The 16844-nt window shown below is 67.8% G+C and carries 11 protein-coding genes and 2 pseudogenes; 1 reads left to right on the top strand and 12 read right to left on the bottom strand.

What is annotated here, in order from left to right; genetic code table 11:
- Window positions 1–241 precede the first annotated feature (241 nt).
- The 11 genes and pseudogenes from bcsB to N4G47_RS01405 all read right to left on the bottom strand — a co-directional run bounded on the left by bcsB (window position 242) and on the right by N4G47_RS01405 (window position 14787).
- Complete coding sequence (bcsB, locus tag N4G47_RS01455) at window positions 242–2626, bottom strand: cellulose biosynthesis cyclic di-GMP-binding regulatory protein BcsB (protein ID WP_475284789.1); 2385 nt, start codon at window positions 2624–2626, stop codon at window positions 242–244.
- Window positions 2623–5247: a UDP-forming cellulose synthase catalytic subunit gene (bcsA, locus tag N4G47_RS01450; protein WP_475284787.1), complete on the bottom strand. Its 2625-nt coding sequence runs from the start codon at window positions 5245–5247 to the stop codon at window positions 2623–2625. The genes bcsB and bcsA overlap by 4 nt, the downstream gene beginning before the upstream one ends.
- Window positions 5247–6002 (bottom strand): cellulose biosynthesis protein BcsQ, encoded by a 756-nt coding sequence (gene bcsQ / locus N4G47_RS01445; RefSeq protein WP_475284785.1) that lies wholly within the window; start codon window positions 6000–6002, stop codon window positions 5247–5249. The genes bcsA and bcsQ overlap by 1 nt, the downstream gene beginning before the upstream one ends.
- Window positions 5999–6193, bottom strand: coding sequence for a cellulose biosynthesis protein BcsR (gene bcsR / locus N4G47_RS01440; RefSeq protein WP_475284783.1), 195 nt, complete (start codon window positions 6191–6193; stop codon window positions 5999–6001). The genes bcsQ and bcsR overlap by 4 nt, the downstream gene beginning before the upstream one ends.
- Window positions 6193–9558 (bottom strand): cellulose biosynthesis protein BcsG, encoded by a 3366-nt coding sequence (gene bcsG, locus N4G47_RS01435; RefSeq protein WP_475289877.1) that lies wholly within the window; start codon window positions 9556–9558, stop codon window positions 6193–6195. The genes bcsR and bcsG overlap by 1 nt, the downstream gene beginning before the upstream one ends.
- A gap of 195 nt (window positions 9559–9753) precedes the next feature.
- A complete protein-coding gene (locus N4G47_RS01430; protein ID WP_475289876.1) occupies window positions 9754–10161 on the bottom strand; it encodes a fimbrial protein in 408 nt (135 codons plus the stop codon).
- 120 nt (window positions 10162–10281) lie between these two features.
- Window positions 10282–10496 (bottom strand): annotated as a pseudogene (locus N4G47_RS01425) (fimbrial protein); the annotation flags it as partial.
- A gap of 98 nt (window positions 10497–10594) precedes the next feature.
- A pseudogene (locus tag N4G47_RS01420) lies at window positions 10595–10648 on the bottom strand (hypothetical protein); the annotation flags it as partial.
- A gap of 128 nt (window positions 10649–10776) precedes the next feature.
- Entirely contained in the window at window positions 10777–13341 is a 2565-nt protein-coding gene (locus tag N4G47_RS01415) for a fimbria/pilus outer membrane usher protein (RefSeq protein WP_475289875.1), read from the bottom strand.
- A 92-nt stretch (window positions 13342–13433) separates the two neighbouring features.
- Window positions 13434–14162, bottom strand: coding sequence for a fimbrial biogenesis chaperone (locus N4G47_RS01410; protein WP_475284781.1), 729 nt, complete (start codon window positions 14160–14162; stop codon window positions 13434–13436).
- An 85-nt stretch (window positions 14163–14247) separates the two neighbouring features.
- Window positions 14248–14787 (bottom strand): fimbrial protein, encoded by a 540-nt coding sequence (locus tag N4G47_RS01405; RefSeq protein ID WP_107229807.1) that lies wholly within the window; start codon window positions 14785–14787, stop codon window positions 14248–14250.
- 457 nt (window positions 14788–15244) lie between these two features.
- On the opposite strand from N4G47_RS01405, the gene N4G47_RS01400 reads away from it, so the two are divergent.
- Window positions 15245–15610: a hypothetical protein gene (locus N4G47_RS01400; RefSeq protein ID WP_107229806.1), complete on the top strand. Its 366-nt coding sequence runs from the start codon at window positions 15245–15247 to the stop codon at window positions 15608–15610.
- A gap of 18 nt (window positions 15611–15628) precedes the next feature.
- On the opposite strand, the gene pncB is transcribed toward N4G47_RS01400, so the two are convergent.
- Window positions 15629–16810 carry a nicotinate phosphoribosyltransferase gene (gene pncB / locus N4G47_RS01395; RefSeq protein ID WP_475284778.1) on the bottom strand — a complete coding sequence of 394 codons (1182 nt, stop codon included), beginning with the start codon at window positions 16808–16810 and terminating at the stop codon, window positions 15629–15631.
- Between the last annotated feature and the right edge of the window lie 34 nt (window positions 16811–16844).

The raw sequence follows: 16844 nt of genomic DNA, 5'->3' as shown, positions 1-16844 counted from the left end.
GCCACCAACGTAGCGCGATCATCCGGGGCCAGCATCCGCAGCCGCGCCAGTGCGTCCTCGATCAGGCTCTGGCGGCCGGTGGCCTCACCGATGCGCACCTGCTGCAGCAGCCATTGCCGCTGCTCGGCCACGGTGCCGCCGGGGGTCTCCGGCAGCGCCTGCGCCGCACACGGGGCGGCCCCGGCCAGCCCAAGCAGGACCAGGCCGGATGCGGTGACCAACGGGTGCCGCCTGCGTGCCATCAGTGCCCCGGATCCAGACGCTTGGCTGCCACCCAGCGCAGCGTGCGCCACAGCAGGAAGGCCACCATCAGCACCACCACCGTGGCCAGCACGGCCAGCAGCGCGGGGTGGTCGGCCAGGTGGTACCACAGCAGCAGCCACCACGGCAGCGCGCCCACGTAGTAGTGCTCGCCGACGAACTGGCTGTGGATACCCGAACTGCGCAGGATCGCCACCGATCCGGCGATCGCCTCACGCTTGCCGGTATCACTGAGCGCGTCATCGAGCAGGCCATAGTCGGCGGCATTGCTGGCAGCCAACGAAACGATGCTGCGCTGCGCATGGTGCGGCGATTGCATGCCGATGATCGCGGCGAACGGGGCCTGCGCGGTCACGGCCACTTCGGTCACCGCCGGGTCGCCGGCACGGCTGCCGCGCCGCGCCTGTTCCATCGCCGCCTGCGGTGAAGGCGATTGGCCATTGAGCAGGCGCGTGCGCTGGTCGTCGATCAGCAGCGACAGCTGCTGGCTGCCGCGCAGCTCGGCCGGCAGCGCGCCCAGCATCAGCAGGTCCGCATCCAGCGCACTGGCCTGCTTCCAGTCATCGGACAGGCGCAGACCGTAGGCCGGGTAGCCACTCTGCACGCCCAGGCCGCCGACCAGGTTCAACAGCAGGCCCACCTGCGCTTCGCTGGAAACCGACGGCACCAGCACCACGGTCTCGGACAGGTCGGCCATGCGGGTGAACGGGAAGCCGCTGAGTGCGAACGCCGACAGGTCCGGCAGCCCCATGTAGTGATGGAAGCCGGAGAAGTCGATGGTCGAGTCTTCCTCGATGGCCGCCTGCAGGTTCGGCGGCAGCACCGTCTGGCAATGGTCGCGCTGGGCGCTGCCCATCACGCTGGCGAAGTTGAAATCGAAGCGCAGCTGGTTGCGGTCACCCAGCTTCAATGCCGGAATCAGCAGGCGCCCGTCATCGGCACCGGCATCGCCGGCCAGCACCGGCAGGCGGATTTCCTCCAGGCCCTGCTTGCCGTTGCGCCGCACCAGCGGGAAGCTGGAGATGAACTGGTCGTTGATCGCGACCCCCAACCGCGATTCATCGCTGCCGAACGGCGGCGTGTAGCGGTAGCGCAGATTCAGCGGAATACCCTGGTTGCGCCAGATGAACAGATCCGGCGGCAGGTTGAGGTTGACCGTGATCGGCTGCGGCGACACGCCGTTGGCATGCAGCTGCTGCGGGTAGTCCAGCAGCTCGGCCAGGCGCACGGCACGGTCGGTGCGCACCCAGTTCGGCGCATCGTACGGCTTGCGCGGGGCCAGCGGCTTGATCTCGTCGATGCTGACCTGGCGGCCGCGGAACAACACGTTGCCGGCGGCCATCGCGGCCACCGCCTTCTGCAGGTCCTCATCGTTGCGGCCGAGCACCAGCAGCAGCTTGCGCTGCGGGTCTTCCGGCAGCGCCATCAGTTCGATCACCGGCCCCTTCACCGGTGCATGGTTGGCGATCACCGGCGGGAACCTGCCGTTGACCGCCAATACCACCGCATGGCCGCTGTCGGGCAGTGCACCGAAGCTCACCGGGAAGCGCGCCTGGCGCCACCAGCCGGACAGGCTGCCGAAATAGGAAGCCATCACCGCCGCTGCACGCTGCTGGCCCAGGCTGGGTGCGGCGGCGAACACCACCGGCAGTTCCAGACGTGCGGTATCGCGCGGGTCGAAGAAGGGCAGCGGGAAATTGGCCAGATCGTCCTGCATCGCCAGCGGCTGGCCGCCCAGGCGCAAGGTGCTGTTGCTGGACAGGTTGACCCACAGCGAGCTGTGGGTCGGCTCTTCGCAGATATCCGTGTAGTGGCCGACGAACTCCAGCCGCACCTGGTTGAAATCGGCGATCAGGCGCGCATCCAGCGGCAGCTTGGCCTGCACCGGGCGGCCCAGCTGATCGTTGCTGATCGGCACCACGCCCATCATCGCGTCGTTGAGATAGACCCGAAGATGCGACAGGGTCGGCAGCAGCGACGGTGAGGGCGTGAAGCTCAGATCCAGTTCGGCGTCGCGCACCAGGCGGTCACGGCGCACTTGGAACTCGAACGTGGTGGCATTGCGCACGCCGGACAGCAGCGTGTCCTGGCGCCGCCCGAGCTGGGCAAAGGTGTTCTGCCGCTGCCACGGCCAGGCACTACCGGCCCAGGTCTGCGCCAGCGCCGGTTCGCTGCCTGCGGCAGGCGCGGCGGGCACGGCCGCCGTCCCGGTCGGCGACGACGACGGCGGCGGCAGTGCGGCCGCCGCAGCGCGCGCGGCAGGCAGGGTGGCGGGGAGGGCCGGCGCCGGCGCACTGTTGCCCGAAGCCACGGGCAGGGCCAGCAAGGGCAGCAGCAGCCAGCGCAGAGAAAGAGGAGTGCTCATGGACGAAGCCCTGGATCAGCGGCTGGGTCAGCCGGGTGGGAAGGAAGCGGACGTTGCGGGGCGAAGCTGGCCATCCATCGCAGCAGGCGACGGCTCCAATGCATCGGACGGTCGAGGTCGAACGGCGTGAAGTCGCCCATCCGCCGGTAACCACGCCAGCCCAGCACCAGCACGCTCCACAGGCTGCGCGGCAGGCTCTTGGGCTGGTAGCCGGCATGCCAGTCCAGCCAGGCATCGGCGCGGGCGAACGTGCACTGGGCGAACTCCACGCGCTGGCGCTCGCTCTCGAACAGCAGCAACAGGCCCAGGCGATGGCCGACGGTGCGCTGCACGCGGGCCGGGAACGCGAACTCGCGGCGTCCACGCCCCAGCAGCACCTGCACGCGCTCGCCCTCGGCCAGCAGCGCATCCTCGCCCAGCTCGATGCCGACGCCATCATTGGAGTAATCCTGCAGCACACCGCGCAGACGACGGCCATCGGGAATCTGCAGCGCCATCGGCAGGCGCGTGGTGACCCGGTGCGTGCGCCGCACCTGCTGCACTTCGGCGGCCACGGCCAGCGCGCCACCAATGATGAGCAGGTTGTACAGCACCCACAGCGAGCTGACCACGACCGTGCCACGCTCGTCGGCCGGCCCGTGCATGAAGCGCCACACGGCGAAGCACAGGCCCAGCACGTTGAGCAGCGCCAGCACCAGGTACGGCCGCGCCACGCGCCAGTCGAAGCGATCACCGGCCTGCGTACCGCCCTTGTCGGTCACGTTGAACTTGCCCCGCCCCGGGCTGAACAGTGCCACCGTGGTCGGCCGCGCGATGTACCAGGCCAGCACCGTTTCATACACCTCGCCCCAGAACGGGCGCCGGTACTTGCCCTGGATGCGGGCATTGGTGAGGCTGGCGTGCGCCATGTGCGGCACCACGAACAACAGGATGGCCAGCGCCGGTGCGTAGATGATGTAGACGTGCAGCAGCAGGAACGCCAGTGGCGCGGTCAGGAACACCAGGCGTGGAATGCCGGCCAGGAAGTGCAGCATGGCGTTGGCGTAGCAGAAGCGCTGGAACAGGCTCAGGCCTTTGCCCAGCAACGGGTTGTCGATGCGGAAGATCTGCACCATGCCACGCGCCCAGCGGATGCGCTGGTTGACGTGCGCGCCCAGGCTGTCGGTCGCCAGGCCCGCCGCCTGCGGAATGCGCAGGTAGGCCGAGTTCCAGCCACCGCGATGCAGGCGCAGCGCGGTGTGCGCATCCTCGGTGACGGTTTCGGTGGCAAAGCCGCCGATCGCATCGATGGCCTCGCGCCGCAGCACCGCGCACGAGCCGCAGAAGAAGGCCGCATTCCACAGGTCGTTGCCGTCCTGCACCAGCCCATAGAACAGCTCGCCTTCATTGGGGTCGCTGCGGAACACCTGCAGGTTGCGCTCGAACGGGTCGGCCGAGAAGAAATGATGCGGGGTCTGTACGAGGGCCAGTTTGGGATCACGCAGGAACCAGCCGCAGGTGATCTGCAGGAACGAGCGCACCGGCAGGTGGTCGCTGTCGAAGATCGCCACCAGCTCGCCGTCGATCAGCGTCAGCGCGTGGTTCAGATTGCCGGCCTTGGCGTGGCGGTTGTCGCTGCGGGTGATGTAGTTGACCCCGGTCTGCGCGGCGAATGCGCGGAATTCCTCGCGCTTGCCGTCGTCCAGGATATGGATGCGCAGCTTGTCGGCCGGCCAGTCCAGGCCCATCGCCGCGTACACGGTGTGCCGCACCAGCGCGAGGTCTTCGTTGTAGGTGGGAATCAGCACATCCACCGTCGGCCACTGCCGGATGTCCTGCGGCAGCGCCGCCGGGCGCCGCCGCAGCGGCCAGGCCACCTGCACGTAGCCCAGCATCAGCACCAGCCAGGAATAGGTCTCGGCCGCCAGCAGCACCACGCCGCAGACCAGGTCGAAGGTGCTGTTCCAGTTCAGCGTGGCGGTGTAGCGCCACCACAGGTAGCGGCAGGACACGGTGATCGACAGCACCACCAGCACCAGCGTGGCGTAGCGGCCCTGCATGCGCCGCACCAGCAGCGCGATGGCCCACAGCAGCAGCACGAACACGAACTGTGCGACATAGGTGAACGGCTGGGTGATGCACAGCACGGCCAGCCCCAGCGTGGCCAGCCCGATCAGCAGCGTCAGCAGCTGCCGCGACCGTGGCGACAGCGCGCGCGCCCGTTGCCCGAACCAGTGCGCCAGGCGGCTGTTCCAGAATTCGCTGGGCGCATCGCGCATCGCGCGCAGGTAGCGCAGGCGGCCGCGCCCGGCGGCACCGCGCAGCTCGGCAATGCGCTGGCGGCGGGCTTCAGCCAGGCGCAGCCGCCGCCTCGAAGCCTTCGGTACCAGCCGCACCACCGACAGCCACACGGCCTGGATCAGCAGGCGCAGCGGGTCACCCAGCCGCCAGCGCCGGTCACCCTGCACCTGCGGAAACGCCGTGCGCAGGCGCGGCGCCAGTGCCTGCCAGGCCGGACCCTCCAGCCGCAGCAACGCCCAGCCCAGCAGCTGCAACAGCCACAGCACGGCGCGCGTCGGCCACGCGGCATGGACGCGCTCGCGCATTCGGCTCCAGCCCAGGTAGTAGACGCGGCTGCTCATCAGCGCTCCCCTGCCCTGCCCTGCCGGCGCGCGGCTTCGGCCAGGCACCACAACACCAGCCCATCGACATCGGCGGCGGCCAGCGAGTTGGCGGCATGCCGCCCCAGCGGCTGCTTGCTGGCCAGCGCCGCCGGCACCTGGGCATCTTCATGCAGCGGCTGCGGCACCAACCGCCGCGCGTGCGCATGCAGCCACAGCTGCATGAGATCGCGCTGCACCGTGATCGCCGGGTCGTAGCGGTTGGCCAGCAACAGGCGATCGTCGTCGCGCTGGCGCTGCAGGAACACATGGCTGACCGGGTCGACGCAGGCCAACCGCAGCGGCAAAGTGCAGCGTGCGTGCTGGTTGATCGCGGCCGCATGGGCCGGCAGCCGCTGCGGCAGATCGAACAACAGCCAGTCGAACTGGCTGGCCAGTTGTGGCAGCCGATCAGCCCACAGGGTCGGCGTGTCGTGCAGGTGGCGTTCCACCTGCATCGCGCCCTCGGCATCGACCCGCCCATACGGCAGCACGGCCAGGCCCGGCGCGCAGGCGAAGGCGGCATCGCGCCAGTCGCTGCCCTCCAGCAGCGCGCGCGCCCAGCCACCCTCCACATCGGCCGCCAGGCCCAGATGCAGGCCGAGCATCTGATCGGGACTGCACTCGATCAGCAGCACGCGCACGCCCTGGGCGTGCAGGCCCTGCCCCAGCGCCGCCAGCACCGTGGTCACCCCGGTTCCACCGTGGATACCCTGCAGCGACAGCACGGTGCTCATCGGCGCGGCTCCAGTTCGGCCCGCTCCAGTTCGGCCAGCAACGGCCAGCGCGCCAGTGCCTGCGCACGCTCGTGCTGGGCCGAGAAATCCACGTACGGCAGGCCGGGCATATCCAGGCTGCGACGCAGCAGGTCGATGTCATCCTCTTCCACCGACAGCGTGGTAGGCACGGCAAGAATGTCGGCGGCCATCAGCGCGCGTCCTCCGGATAAGGGCTCCAGGTCTGGCTGCCCTGCAACTGCAGCCACGGCTTGCCGTCGTAGTCGATGACCTTGGCGCCTTCGTTCTCGGAAACCGAAGGGGTCTGCGGCAGGCCCTTCAGCAGGGTGTCCCAGTTGCGTTCGCTCGGCGGCGACTGCGCGTTGAGCGCATACACGCGCGACACCAGTTCGGACAGGGCCAGATAGCTGCTCGGCTCGGGCACGTGGCGCGGTCCGCCGGCGGCCGGCTCGCCCATGCCCACCAGCTTGACGCCCACCGGCACGTGGGTGATCGACGGGCTGGGAATCTCACGCATGCCCGGAATCTGCATGCGGTCGCCATGCAGGGCCGCGCCGTGTTCGGGCACCACCACGATCATCGCGCGGCGCCCGCTCTTCTCCACCGCATCGACGAAACCGGCCATGTCACCGAGCACCATTTCCGCGCGCGCCTTGTAGTCGGCGGCGTTGGAGCGACCGTCGGCACCGACGATGCGGTTGCCGTCGTGCAGCGAGATCGTGTTGTAGAACAGCGCCACCTGCTGCGACGCCTCGGCCTGGCGCTGCTTCCACCAGGCCATCAGCACGTCGCCATCGCGCCGCAGCGGCGACTTGTCGAAGGCCACCAGCGCCTTGGGGAACGCGTTGATGTCCATCGGTTGCGCCTGCAGGCCGCCGTACTGGTGCAGTTCGCCGATGAAGTCGTCGAAGTGGCCGTCGTGGTTCATCGCCAGCTCGCTCTGGAAGCCCAGACGCTGCAGGTTGGAGAACAGCTGGCACTCGGCCGGCACCGGATCGAACAGCGCGGTATGCGAGGTCTGGCCACAACTGGCGCGCAGCAGGCGGATCGCCGCCGGGCCGCTGTAGGCGGTGGCCGAGTTGAAATCGTCGAACACCACGTCCATGTGGTCGAGCAGGTTGTTCTGGCGCAGCCCCACCTCATCCAGGTCGCTCCAGGCCAGCGAACAGATGTTGAGGATGATCACGTCGAACGGCGCGCCGCTGGACGGCGCCGGGAAGTTGGTCTTCAACCTGGCCTGCTGCTGGTAGAAGCTGGCCAGCCAGGCGTTCAGGTTTTCATTGTTGGCCGGTGGCAGGCTGCCACCACCGCCGCCGCCATCGCTACGCGCCGACGCCGTGGCGGCGCCCTGCACCCAGCCCAGGCCAGCCGGCATCGGTATCGCCAGCACGGCCATGCCGAGCATGCCGAGCACGCTCAGGGTGGTGATGCGCAGCCAGGGCTTGAGCAGGAAGTACGCCACCAGCAGTACCGCCAGTACCGCCACCATCTGCCAGTTGATGAAGCGCTGCGCCAGCTCGAGCCAGTAGTCGGCCGAAAAATCCAGCACGCCCGGTTGCACCAGCAGCCGCTTGAACGGTGGCCACCAGGTGTCCTGGTAATACAGCGCCACGCCCACCGGTACCGCCACCACGGTGCGCACGATGCGCGCCCAGCGCCAGCGCAACGGCACCAGCAACGCACCGAGGAACAGCAGGTTGGGCAGGATCTTCAGGTCGAGTGCGCCCATCCAGGCCAGCACCACCTTGGACAGGAAGTACAGATTCCAGCCGCGCAGGTCGGCCCACGCGAACGGTGATGCGGGAACGGTCTGCGGACTCATGCAGCGCCCCGCGGTGAACGCCTGCGCACGCCAACCCGGCGCAGGTGGCGCGGTGGCAGCGCACGCGCAACGCTGCGGCGCAGGGCGCGCCACAGGCTGCCCAGCATTACGCCAAAGGGAATCATCACCAGTGCACAGGCGACGATCAGGGTCCACAGCTGCTGGTCGGTGGTCATGCGGAATCTCCCAGCCGCAGCGGCGTTGGAGCGGTGAAGGACGGCCCTTCCACGGCCGCGGCCACCACCGGCAGTGCCGCCGGAGGGGCGGCAGCACATCGGCGTCGGGATCGCTGCCACTGGCATTCATGGCTGCAATGTCATATTCGGCCAGGCGCTGGTAGCCATCGAACAGCTCGCGCCACGGCAGGCGGAACAGGTTGCCCAGCGCCTGCTCGACGGCATCGCGGCGGCAACCGAACAGGAACAGGCGTACCTGGCCGCGATAGATGCAGGCCAGATCGCCCTGGCGGCGGATGCGCAGCTGCTGCAGCGTCTGCTCGGCGCGCAGCCCGGCAACCGGTTGCAGCGCCAGCACCGCACTCTCCACCGCACTGCCATCCTGGTCGATGCGCTCGCCGGCAATCTGGCGGAAGCGCGCCACATTGACCAGGCCACTGAGCGCGGGAGGACGGTGGGCACGGATCAACGGTTCCGGATCGTCGGCAAGCTGGCCTTGCCAGCGCTGCCTCTGCACGGTTTCAAGCAGGGTCAACAGGCGCGGCAACGGCGTATCGGCCGGCACTACCAGGCTGCCACCGCACTGCATCAGCAGCCGCTCATCGGCATAACGAAGACAGGGTTGCAGCTCACGCACGACCAGCTTCAACGCGTTGCCACGCTCGCGGCGCAGGCGATGCAGCAGCCGCGCCAGCGCATCGACCTGGGCGTTTTCGGTGATGGCCAGCACCACGGTCGCCTCGCGCGCCTGCAGTGCCGCCGGCAACAGGCCGCCCCAGCCATCGAACAGGCGCCATGCGGCCGACAGCGGTGGCGCCCCCTCCAGCACCTCGGCCTGGGCCAGGAACACATCGCGATCGCTGCCGCTGACATCGTGGGCGGGGGCGAGGACGGCATCGTCACTGCGCCGATGGTGCAGCGCGTTGCCCTCCTGCACCACGCCGAAGGACTGCTGCGCGACCACGCCGTGGCTGTTGGACCAGTAGTGCAGCAGCAGCTGCAGCGCGCCCCGGTGCGGATGCAGCTGGGCCACGCCCGCGCAGGTGCGGTTCAATGCCAGCAGGCGCGGGGCCAGGGTGGCCACTTCGCCGTGGCACAACAACAGCAGCACCTGGCGCGCCTGCTCGGCCCACGCCTGCAGTTGCGCGCACCAGCGTGCCAGGCGCGCGTCATCCCATCCATCCAGCGCTGCAACCGGGAACTGCACCAGGCTCAGCCGTGTCTGTGCCGACGCGGTGCGCGGCAGATCGCCGACCAGACCGCGCAGTGCCTGCTGCATGCCACGGTGCGAACGCTGGAAGAGGCGCAGCTGCGCCGGCCCTTGTGCGGCCGGCAACAGCGACAGCATCGGTTCGGCACCACGCCCCAGGGTGATCAGCACGGCGTCGTGCAGTGCGTCGGCAGCGGCCAGCACGCCGGCACCGAGCAGATCGGTCGGCGCGCTGCCGGCGGCGACCACCCAGTACAGGCCGCCGCTGCGCATCTCAACGTATTCCGCGGGAGTCCGGCAATGGCAAGGTGGGTCGCTGTCACGCCGGGTCCTTTCAGCGGCGCTCAGCCGGGCGGAGTACCCGGTGGCGGCACTGTGGTGAAGGGAAGCTCGCTTTCATGACGTACATCACATTCATGTTGCTGTACGGTCATGATAGCTCCGATCTTCACGCTTGCGGGATCAAGACGCGGTCAACGCCGCCTGCAGGCAGGCGACGTTGGGGTGCGGCGCAGCGGTGGTGGAAGGCGGCCGTTGGCCGCGTTATTCGTACTGGATGGTGAACGTTGCCTGGCCGTTTGCGACACCGGCACCGACGGTACCGGCCTGTGTCTGGATGTAGCGGGCGCGCAGCGGCAGCGCCATGACGCTGGTACCCGGCGCGGTGGTGCCGACATTGATGGTCTGGCCGAAGCGCACTTCGCGTTCGGTGGTGCCGTCGCGCTGGACCATCTGGATGCCGATGCGCGTGGCGCTGTTGCTGGCCGCGCTGAGCTTGAGCACGCCCGCCATGTTGGAGCTGTCCTGGTCGGCGTCCAGGCGGATGCCGATCTTGCTCTGGTAAGCCGCTACATTGCTGCCCTGGCAGTTCAGGCGGATCTCGAAGTCGCGGTTGACGGCCTTGGAACCGACGCCGGTGAAGGTGGTGTTGGGCACGCTGCCGAAATCCACGGCGATGTTGCGGCTGCCGGCCTGCACTTCGCAGGTGGGGCTGACCACGGTGGTGCCCGAGCCCTTGAAGGTGGAGGTCAGCACCGGCCGGCCCGCACCGTCGCCATCGAAGTAGTAGGTGGTGAAACGGCCGTTCGGTGCGATCACGCCCGAGCCGGTCTGCGCGGCGGTCTTGATCAGCTGGATGCGGAAGGTACCCCCACCAGCGAGATGGTGTTGTTGCTGCCGAAATTGATGGTGTGCGGGTAATAGGTCTGGATTGCGCCGGAGTCGCGGTACAGCCGGATGCCCACGCCCGCCACGTCGGTTTCATAGACGTTGGAGAATCCGGCCACCGGGCGCTTCTGTGCGGCATTGACGTACTCGCCGATCGAGCGCCCCCGGACCAGTCGCAGCGCGCCACGCTGTTCTGCTGGTTGATCGGCTCGCTGATCTCCTTGATCACGCCACCGACCGGGGTGCTGGGCAGGATCACGATCTGGCCCATGTCCATGGTCACGTCCTGGGCCACGAACCAGCTGCTCTGGATGCGGCAGGCGGCACTGGCCTGCTGCGCCAGCAGCACGCCGCCCAGCATCGCCAGCGCGGCCAGCGCCTTGCGGCCTCGGAAAGAAATCAACGGCATGCTGCCTCCAGCGGAATGAAACCGGTCTTGGACGCGTCGGCGCCCGCCGGAACCTGGTAGTCGATGGTGCAACGCTGTTCGGCACCGGCACCCCACTCCACCTGCAGGCGGCCCTGGTTGTGCTCGCTGCGCACGTACAGGCGCCCGCCCTGGCTGACCATGCCCACCGGCTGGCCCTGCTCGTCCTTGACCTGCGCACCGAACGGCATCGTGCGGCCATCGGTGTTGCGTACCTGGATCAGCAGTGCGTTGCCCTTGCGGGTATCGAAGCGCAGGTAGCTGATGGCACCGGCGAACGGCGCCACCGACTGGCTGGTGCTTTCCAGCTCGACGTCGTGGGCCATGCCCTGCGGGTCGAGGGTGACGGTGTTGAGGCGGTACGGCGACACGTAAGGCACCACCGCGTAGCCACGGCCATCCACGCGCAGGCCCGGCGCATTGCTGACCATGGCGTCACGCGCGCCCGGCGCCTCGACCAGCACCATGGTGTCGCCACGCTGCGGGGTGAAGGTGAAGCCGCCCGGATGCACCACCACGCTGCCGTTGGCGCCGACCGAGGCCTGGCGGAAGTCGCGCGAGTGGCTGTAGGTGGCGTTCAACGCGGAGTAACGGCTGCGGTACTCGACGTTGCCGACGGCGGTGGTGCCGCCCTCGCGCGAGTCCGACAGCGCCGCGCCGTAGCTGAAGTTGTTGTCCACGCCGGCCGAACCGGTGATGCCGACGCGGCTGTTGTCATAGCCACCACGGTCGCGCGCGCCGAGGTCGGCGCTGAACGACACCGGATGGGTACCGCGACCCAGCGGCACGCTCATCGAGAACAGGTACTGGGTGTCGGAGCGGCCCAGCACGCCTTCTTCGGTGCGCAGCGCCGAGAAACCGTAGTTCACCGAACGCCAGGCATTGTTGTAGCCCACCTGGTACTGCTTGGAGGTACCGCTGCGGTCGTAGAAGTCGCGCACCGAGCCGGTCACATACAGGGCACCGCCACGGCGGCCCAGCGGCTGGTTCAGGGTCAGCTGGAACTGGCTGCGCTGGCGGCCACGGGTGGTCGGATCGATGCCGCGGGTGTCCGCGTCGCGACCATACAGCGCGTCCTGCAGGCTGTAGAAGCCTTCGGTGGAGTAGCGGTAGGCGGCCAGAGTCAGGTTGGTCCCGGTCTCGCCGATCATGTTGCTGTAGCTCAGGCGCACGCTGGCACCGGTGTGGTCACCGTAGTGGTCGAACGAGGTACGCGCGTGGGTGACATCGGCGGCGAACGCGCCGATGCGCGTGGACAGGCCGACGCCGTACAGCAGCGACAGGTAGCCTTCGCTCAGTGCGCTGCCGCCGTACACGGTCAGCTGGTTGCCGATGCCGCGCTGGTAGGTGCCCTGCACCAGCCAGGGTTCGTCGGCCAACAGCTTGTTGCGCACCTGGCCGGCGGTCAGCGCGTAGCGCGACACGCCTTCGCGCAGCATCTGCGGCACCGAACCGAACGGCACCTTGAATTCGCGGCGGCGGCCGTCGGCCTCGATCACGCTCACTTCCAGATCGCCGCCGTAGCCGGTCGGGTACAGGTCATCGATGACGAAGCTGCCCGGCGAGACGGTGGAGGAATAGATCAGCTGCTGGTTCTGCCGCACTTCCACGCGTGCGTTGGTCTCGGCGATGCCACGCACGACCGGCGCGTAACCGCGCAGCGAATCAGGCAGCATGCGGTCGTCGCTGGCCAGGCTGGCACCGCGATAGCCGATCGAATCGAACAGTTCGCCGGTGGTGTAGGCCTCACCGAGGGTGAGCATGCCGCGCACCTGCGGAATGCCACGCTGGGCGTAGGTGGCGATGCTCTGCCAATGGCGGCCGTCGCCATCGCTCCAGGTCAGGTTGGAATCATGGCGGAACTGCCAGCCGCCCAGGTTCAGGCCGGCATTGAGGCCCAAGTAGGCACTGCGGTTGCGCTGGCCACCTTCGACACGGCTGTTGCTGTCGATGGCATTGAAGCTGTAGCCGACGAAACCGGCATTGATGCCACGGTCCCACAGCGCCGGATTGACGTAGCCGCGCGCCTCGCGGCGCAGGAACACCTGCGGGATGCTGAGGTCGTAGCGCAGATTGCCGCTGTCGTAGACACCGTAGGCGTTGGCCATACGCTGCTGCACCGGCACGCAGCTGCTGGTGTCGGTGGGCACGGACGGGTCCTGCTGCAGCAGCACGGCCTCGCTGTCCACGCCCATTTCCTCCAGCATCGGCAGCGGCAGGCAGGCGTCGACACGGCCCTGCGCATCGGCCTTGAACTGCAGGTCACGACGGCCCTGCCAGGCACCGTTGACGTAGACGTCGACACGGTAGCTGCCGGCCACCATCGGGTTGCCGTTGCTGAAAGCGGCCAGATCGACCTGCTTGGCCTGGCCGGACAGGAAGCTGGAATTGAACTGGGCCGACTCCGGCGCACGCGCGGTGGCCGCACCACTCTGCGCCATCAGCGCCTGTTCGCCGAGATTGGCCGGTGCAGCCAGCGCCCATCCTGGGCAGGCCACGCCGGCAGCCAACAGGCAGATCGCCTGATGGATCGACAATGTCAATCTGTTTCCGATCACACTGACATTCCTTCAATTCGCCGCACGGCGGCGGTGGCGGGATGCGCGGGCCGATGGCCGGCGCGGCGCGTTCAGCCCCCGGTGCTGCCGAGGCGGATCGTGTGTTCCACCCGGCCGCCGTAATCGTTGATGGTGATGAAGCGCACCTGGTCGGTGCCCGCCGGTGCGGCGAACTCCAGGCTCTGCTTCGGCGCGACCATTGCGCCCTTGTCCTCCACTGCCTTTTCACTGCTGCCGGTCAGCGCATGCACTTCGGCCAGCGTGACGTGGAAGGGGCTGGGGTTTTCCACCCGCAGGCGGTCGCCGGTGCGGGTCCAGCGCAGCGCTGCCGGTGCGTCGTTGGCGACGCCCTTCAGGCCCTGCGGCCGGTAGAACAGCTTCAGCCGCGAACGGAACGCGACCTGCAGATAATTCTGGTCGCCGCTGTCGGCGTTGTCCGGCGACGGCGGCACATCCAGCACGTTGAGCCAGAACACCGTCTCGCGGTCGGTCGGCAGCGGCGCGCCGGAGAAGATCACGCGCAGCGCCTGGCTGCGACCCGGTTCGACGCGCGCGATCGGCGGCGTCAGTACGAACGGGGCATCGCTGGTGTCGGCGGTCTGGTTGGCATCGCCGCTGTCAATCCAGGCCTGTACCAGCGCAGGCGAGTCGCCCACGTTGTCGACCTGCACGGTGACTTCGCGCGCCTGCGCCGGGTAGATCACGCGGGTGCCATTGACCACCACGCCGGCCAGAGCGTTCTGGCAGAAGGGCAGCGTGAACGCTGCCAGCAGCAGCGCCCGGGGAAAGAGTGCTTTCATCGGAAGGACTACGCTCGAGGGGTGTGGCCAGAGGCCGCGGAGCACTGGCCGGCGTGTACGCCGGCCAATGCGGGTACGGCGACGATCAGTTGTAGATGATCGTGTACTTGACGCTGCTGGTGACGTCGCCCGGGGTGGCGGCGGCAGTGGCGTAGTACTCGGCGTAGTAGTTCAGGTCAGCCGAACCATCGGTGCCGACGGTGACCCACTGCGAGTTGGTCTGGGCCAGGCCAGCGCCGGCAGCCTTGACCGGCAGGAACTGGTTGTTCGAACCCAGCAGCTGCAGCTGCACGTTGGTGGCAGCGTTGGCCGAGGCCTGGTTGACCAGGCGGCCGCTGTTGAAGTCAACGGTGGAACCCGGCTCGAAGTAGGTGGCGACGTTGCCGGCGCTGCACTTGGTCAGGTTGATGGCGAACGGGGTACGACCGGCCACGGCACCGGCGGTGGCCAGGGTGTTCTTGGACACGGTCGGCAGGGTCACGGCGAAATCCTTGCCGCCCGGGGTCGAGATGGTGCAGGTCTTGTCGGTCACCTTGCCATTGAAGGTGATGGTGCCGTCGGCGGCGTTGGCGGCCAGCGGAGCGGCGGCCAGCATCAGAGCGGCAATGAGGTTGATCTTGTGCATTCGCTTTTACCTAACCCTACTGAAGAGATGAGAAGTAGAGGAGGAAGCAAGGAGCACTGCCGGGCTAACAAGACCCATCCTTGCGTCTCACCTGTGGCCGGATCCGGATGTACCTCCCTGGATCCGTGACGAAAGTATATGCACAAGTGTGATGAAAGTCTCATTATTTTTCTGAACGTCAATTCATTGACGCCCCATGTGTGACGTGTTACCCGGATTGAGAGCGCGTCGGCGCAGGAACGTTGACGGTGCCGCCATCGAGCGAGAAGTGACGTCTTCTGACGCAACGAGTGACGCTACCGGCACGCGCGGGAAACCGTACGTTTTCAGGGGAAAATCGGCTTATTTGATGCGCATCACTCTTTGTTGGTGATGGCCCTAGCAGATTCGGAATCGTCCTATTAAAGCTGGATCGAAGCTGTCGCTAACTAGGACACACCGAACCAGAGAACGTGTCATGAGGAACTCCCTTCTGCTGTGCGTGGCGCTGATGTCGCTCAGTGCCGTGGCCCAGGCCAGCAGCGGCAGCATCCGCTTCAGTGGCCGCATCGCCGAACCGGGCTGCACGACGAACCTGTCCCAGGGCGAGCTGAGCCTGGCGGCCTGCCCGCCGTCGGCCAAGGGTTCGACGGTGGCGGTGACGGCGCTGGCCGACGGCCAGGCCGCCACGCTGCGCGACGGCAAGCGCCAGGGCCAGAAGCTGTCGGTGTCGGCCAGCGCATTGCGCGCCGGCGATATCGCCTTCTCCGAGCGCTACCGGGTGGAAGCGGCCCGGCAGCAGCCGCTGCAGGGCGCGTACCTGGTGGTGGTCGATTACCTGTAAGGCGCCGGGGCGACGCCCCTACTCGGGCTGAGGCAGCTCGAAGACCTGTCGCAGGTAGGCCAGGTAGCCGGGGTCGTCGCACATGCTCTTGCCGGGCGAATCGCTGAGCTTGGCCACCGGCTGGCCATTGCAGCGGACCATCTTGATGACGATGTTGAGCGGCGTCGGGCCCAGGTCATTGGTCAGATGGGTGCCGACCCCGAACGCGACCTGGCAACGGCCGCGGAAGTAGTCGTACAGCCGCATCACCTTGGCGATGTCGAGACCATCGCTGAACACCAGCACCTTGCTGCGCGGATCGACCCGGCGCTGCTGGAAATGCGCGAGCATGCGATCGCCCCAGTCGAACGGATCGCCCGAATCGTGGCGGACGCCGTCGAACAGCTTGCAGAAGTACATGTCGAAGTCGCGCAGGAACGCGTCCAGGCCCACCACGTCGGACAGCGCGATGCCCAGGTCGCCGCGATACTCGCGCGCCCACGAATCCAGCGCGGCCACCTGCGAATCGCGCAGGCGCGGGCCCAGCGCCTGGAACGCCTGCAGGTACTCATGGGCCATCGTGCCGTGCGGCGTCATGCCGTACAGGCGTGCGAAGTGTACGTTGCTGGTGCCGACCAGTTGCGGCCCCAGTGCATCGCGCAGCAACGGCAGCAGGCGCGCGTGCCAGTCGCGGGAATAGCGCCGGCGGCTGCCGTAGTCGGCAATGCGGCACTGTTCGAAACCGGGCGTATCGCGCAGCAGCGCGGCCTTGGCCTGCAGCCGGCGCTCACCCTCGGCGAAGTCGGCGGTGGTGGTGTTGCGGAACCAGACCTCGTTGATGATCGCCAGCAGTGGCACCTCGAACAGGATGGTGTGCAGCCACGGCCCGGTGATGTCCAGCTCGATCTCGCCGGGCACGGTCTTCGACGCACGCAGCTGGATGTACTTGCGATCGAGATGGAACAGGCCGAGGAAGTCGGCGAAGTCCGGCTTCACGAATCGCAGGCCACGCATGTAATCCAGCTCGGCATCGCTGAAGCGCAGCGCACACAGGTGGTCGATTTCTTCGTCGATCTGATCGATGTAGCGGGCCAGGTCGATGCCGGGGGTACGGCACTTGAACCGGTACTGCACCTGGGCGCCGGGATGCTGGTGCAGCACCGCCTGCATCATGGTGAACTTGTACAGGTCGGTATCGAGCAGGGACTGGATGATAGGCATGGGGCGGATTATGCGCCCGGCGGCGTGAACCGTG

The organism is Stenotrophomonas sp. GSD10 (genome assembly GCF_056172695.1).
This window is presented reverse-complemented; position numbering and strand designations above follow the sequence as displayed.

What these genes read in the sequence shown, in the direction of transcription:
- bcsB (WP_475284789.1), bottom strand. Translation starts at nt 2,626, where the DNA reads ATGAGCACTCCTCTTTCTCTGCGCTGGCTGCTGCTGCCCTTGCTGGCC.
- bcsA (WP_475284787.1), bottom strand. Translation starts at nt 5,247, where the DNA reads ATGAGCAGCCGCGTCTACTACCTGGGCTGGAGCCGAATGCGCGAGCGC.
- bcsQ (WP_475284785.1), bottom strand. Translation starts at nt 6,002, where the DNA reads ATGAGCACCGTGCTGTCGCTGCAGGGTATCCACGGTGGAACCGGGGTG.
- bcsR (WP_475284783.1), bottom strand. Translation starts at nt 6,193, where the DNA reads ATGGCCGCCGACATTCTTGCCGTGCCTACCACGCTGTCGGTGGAAGAG.
- N4G47_RS01410 (WP_475284781.1), bottom strand. Translation starts at nt 14,162, where the DNA reads ATGAAAGCACTCTTTCCCCGGGCGCTGCTGCTGGCAGCGTTCACGCTG.
- N4G47_RS01405 (WP_107229807.1), bottom strand. Translation starts at nt 14,787, where the DNA reads ATGCACAAGATCAACCTCATTGCCGCTCTGATGCTGGCCGCCGCTCCG.
- N4G47_RS01400 (WP_107229806.1), top strand. Translation starts at nt 15,245, where the DNA reads ATGAGGAACTCCCTTCTGCTGTGCGTGGCGCTGATGTCGCTCAGTGCC.
- pncB (WP_475284778.1), bottom strand. Translation starts at nt 16,810, where the DNA reads ATGCCTATCATCCAGTCCCTGCTCGATACCGACCTGTACAAGTTCACC.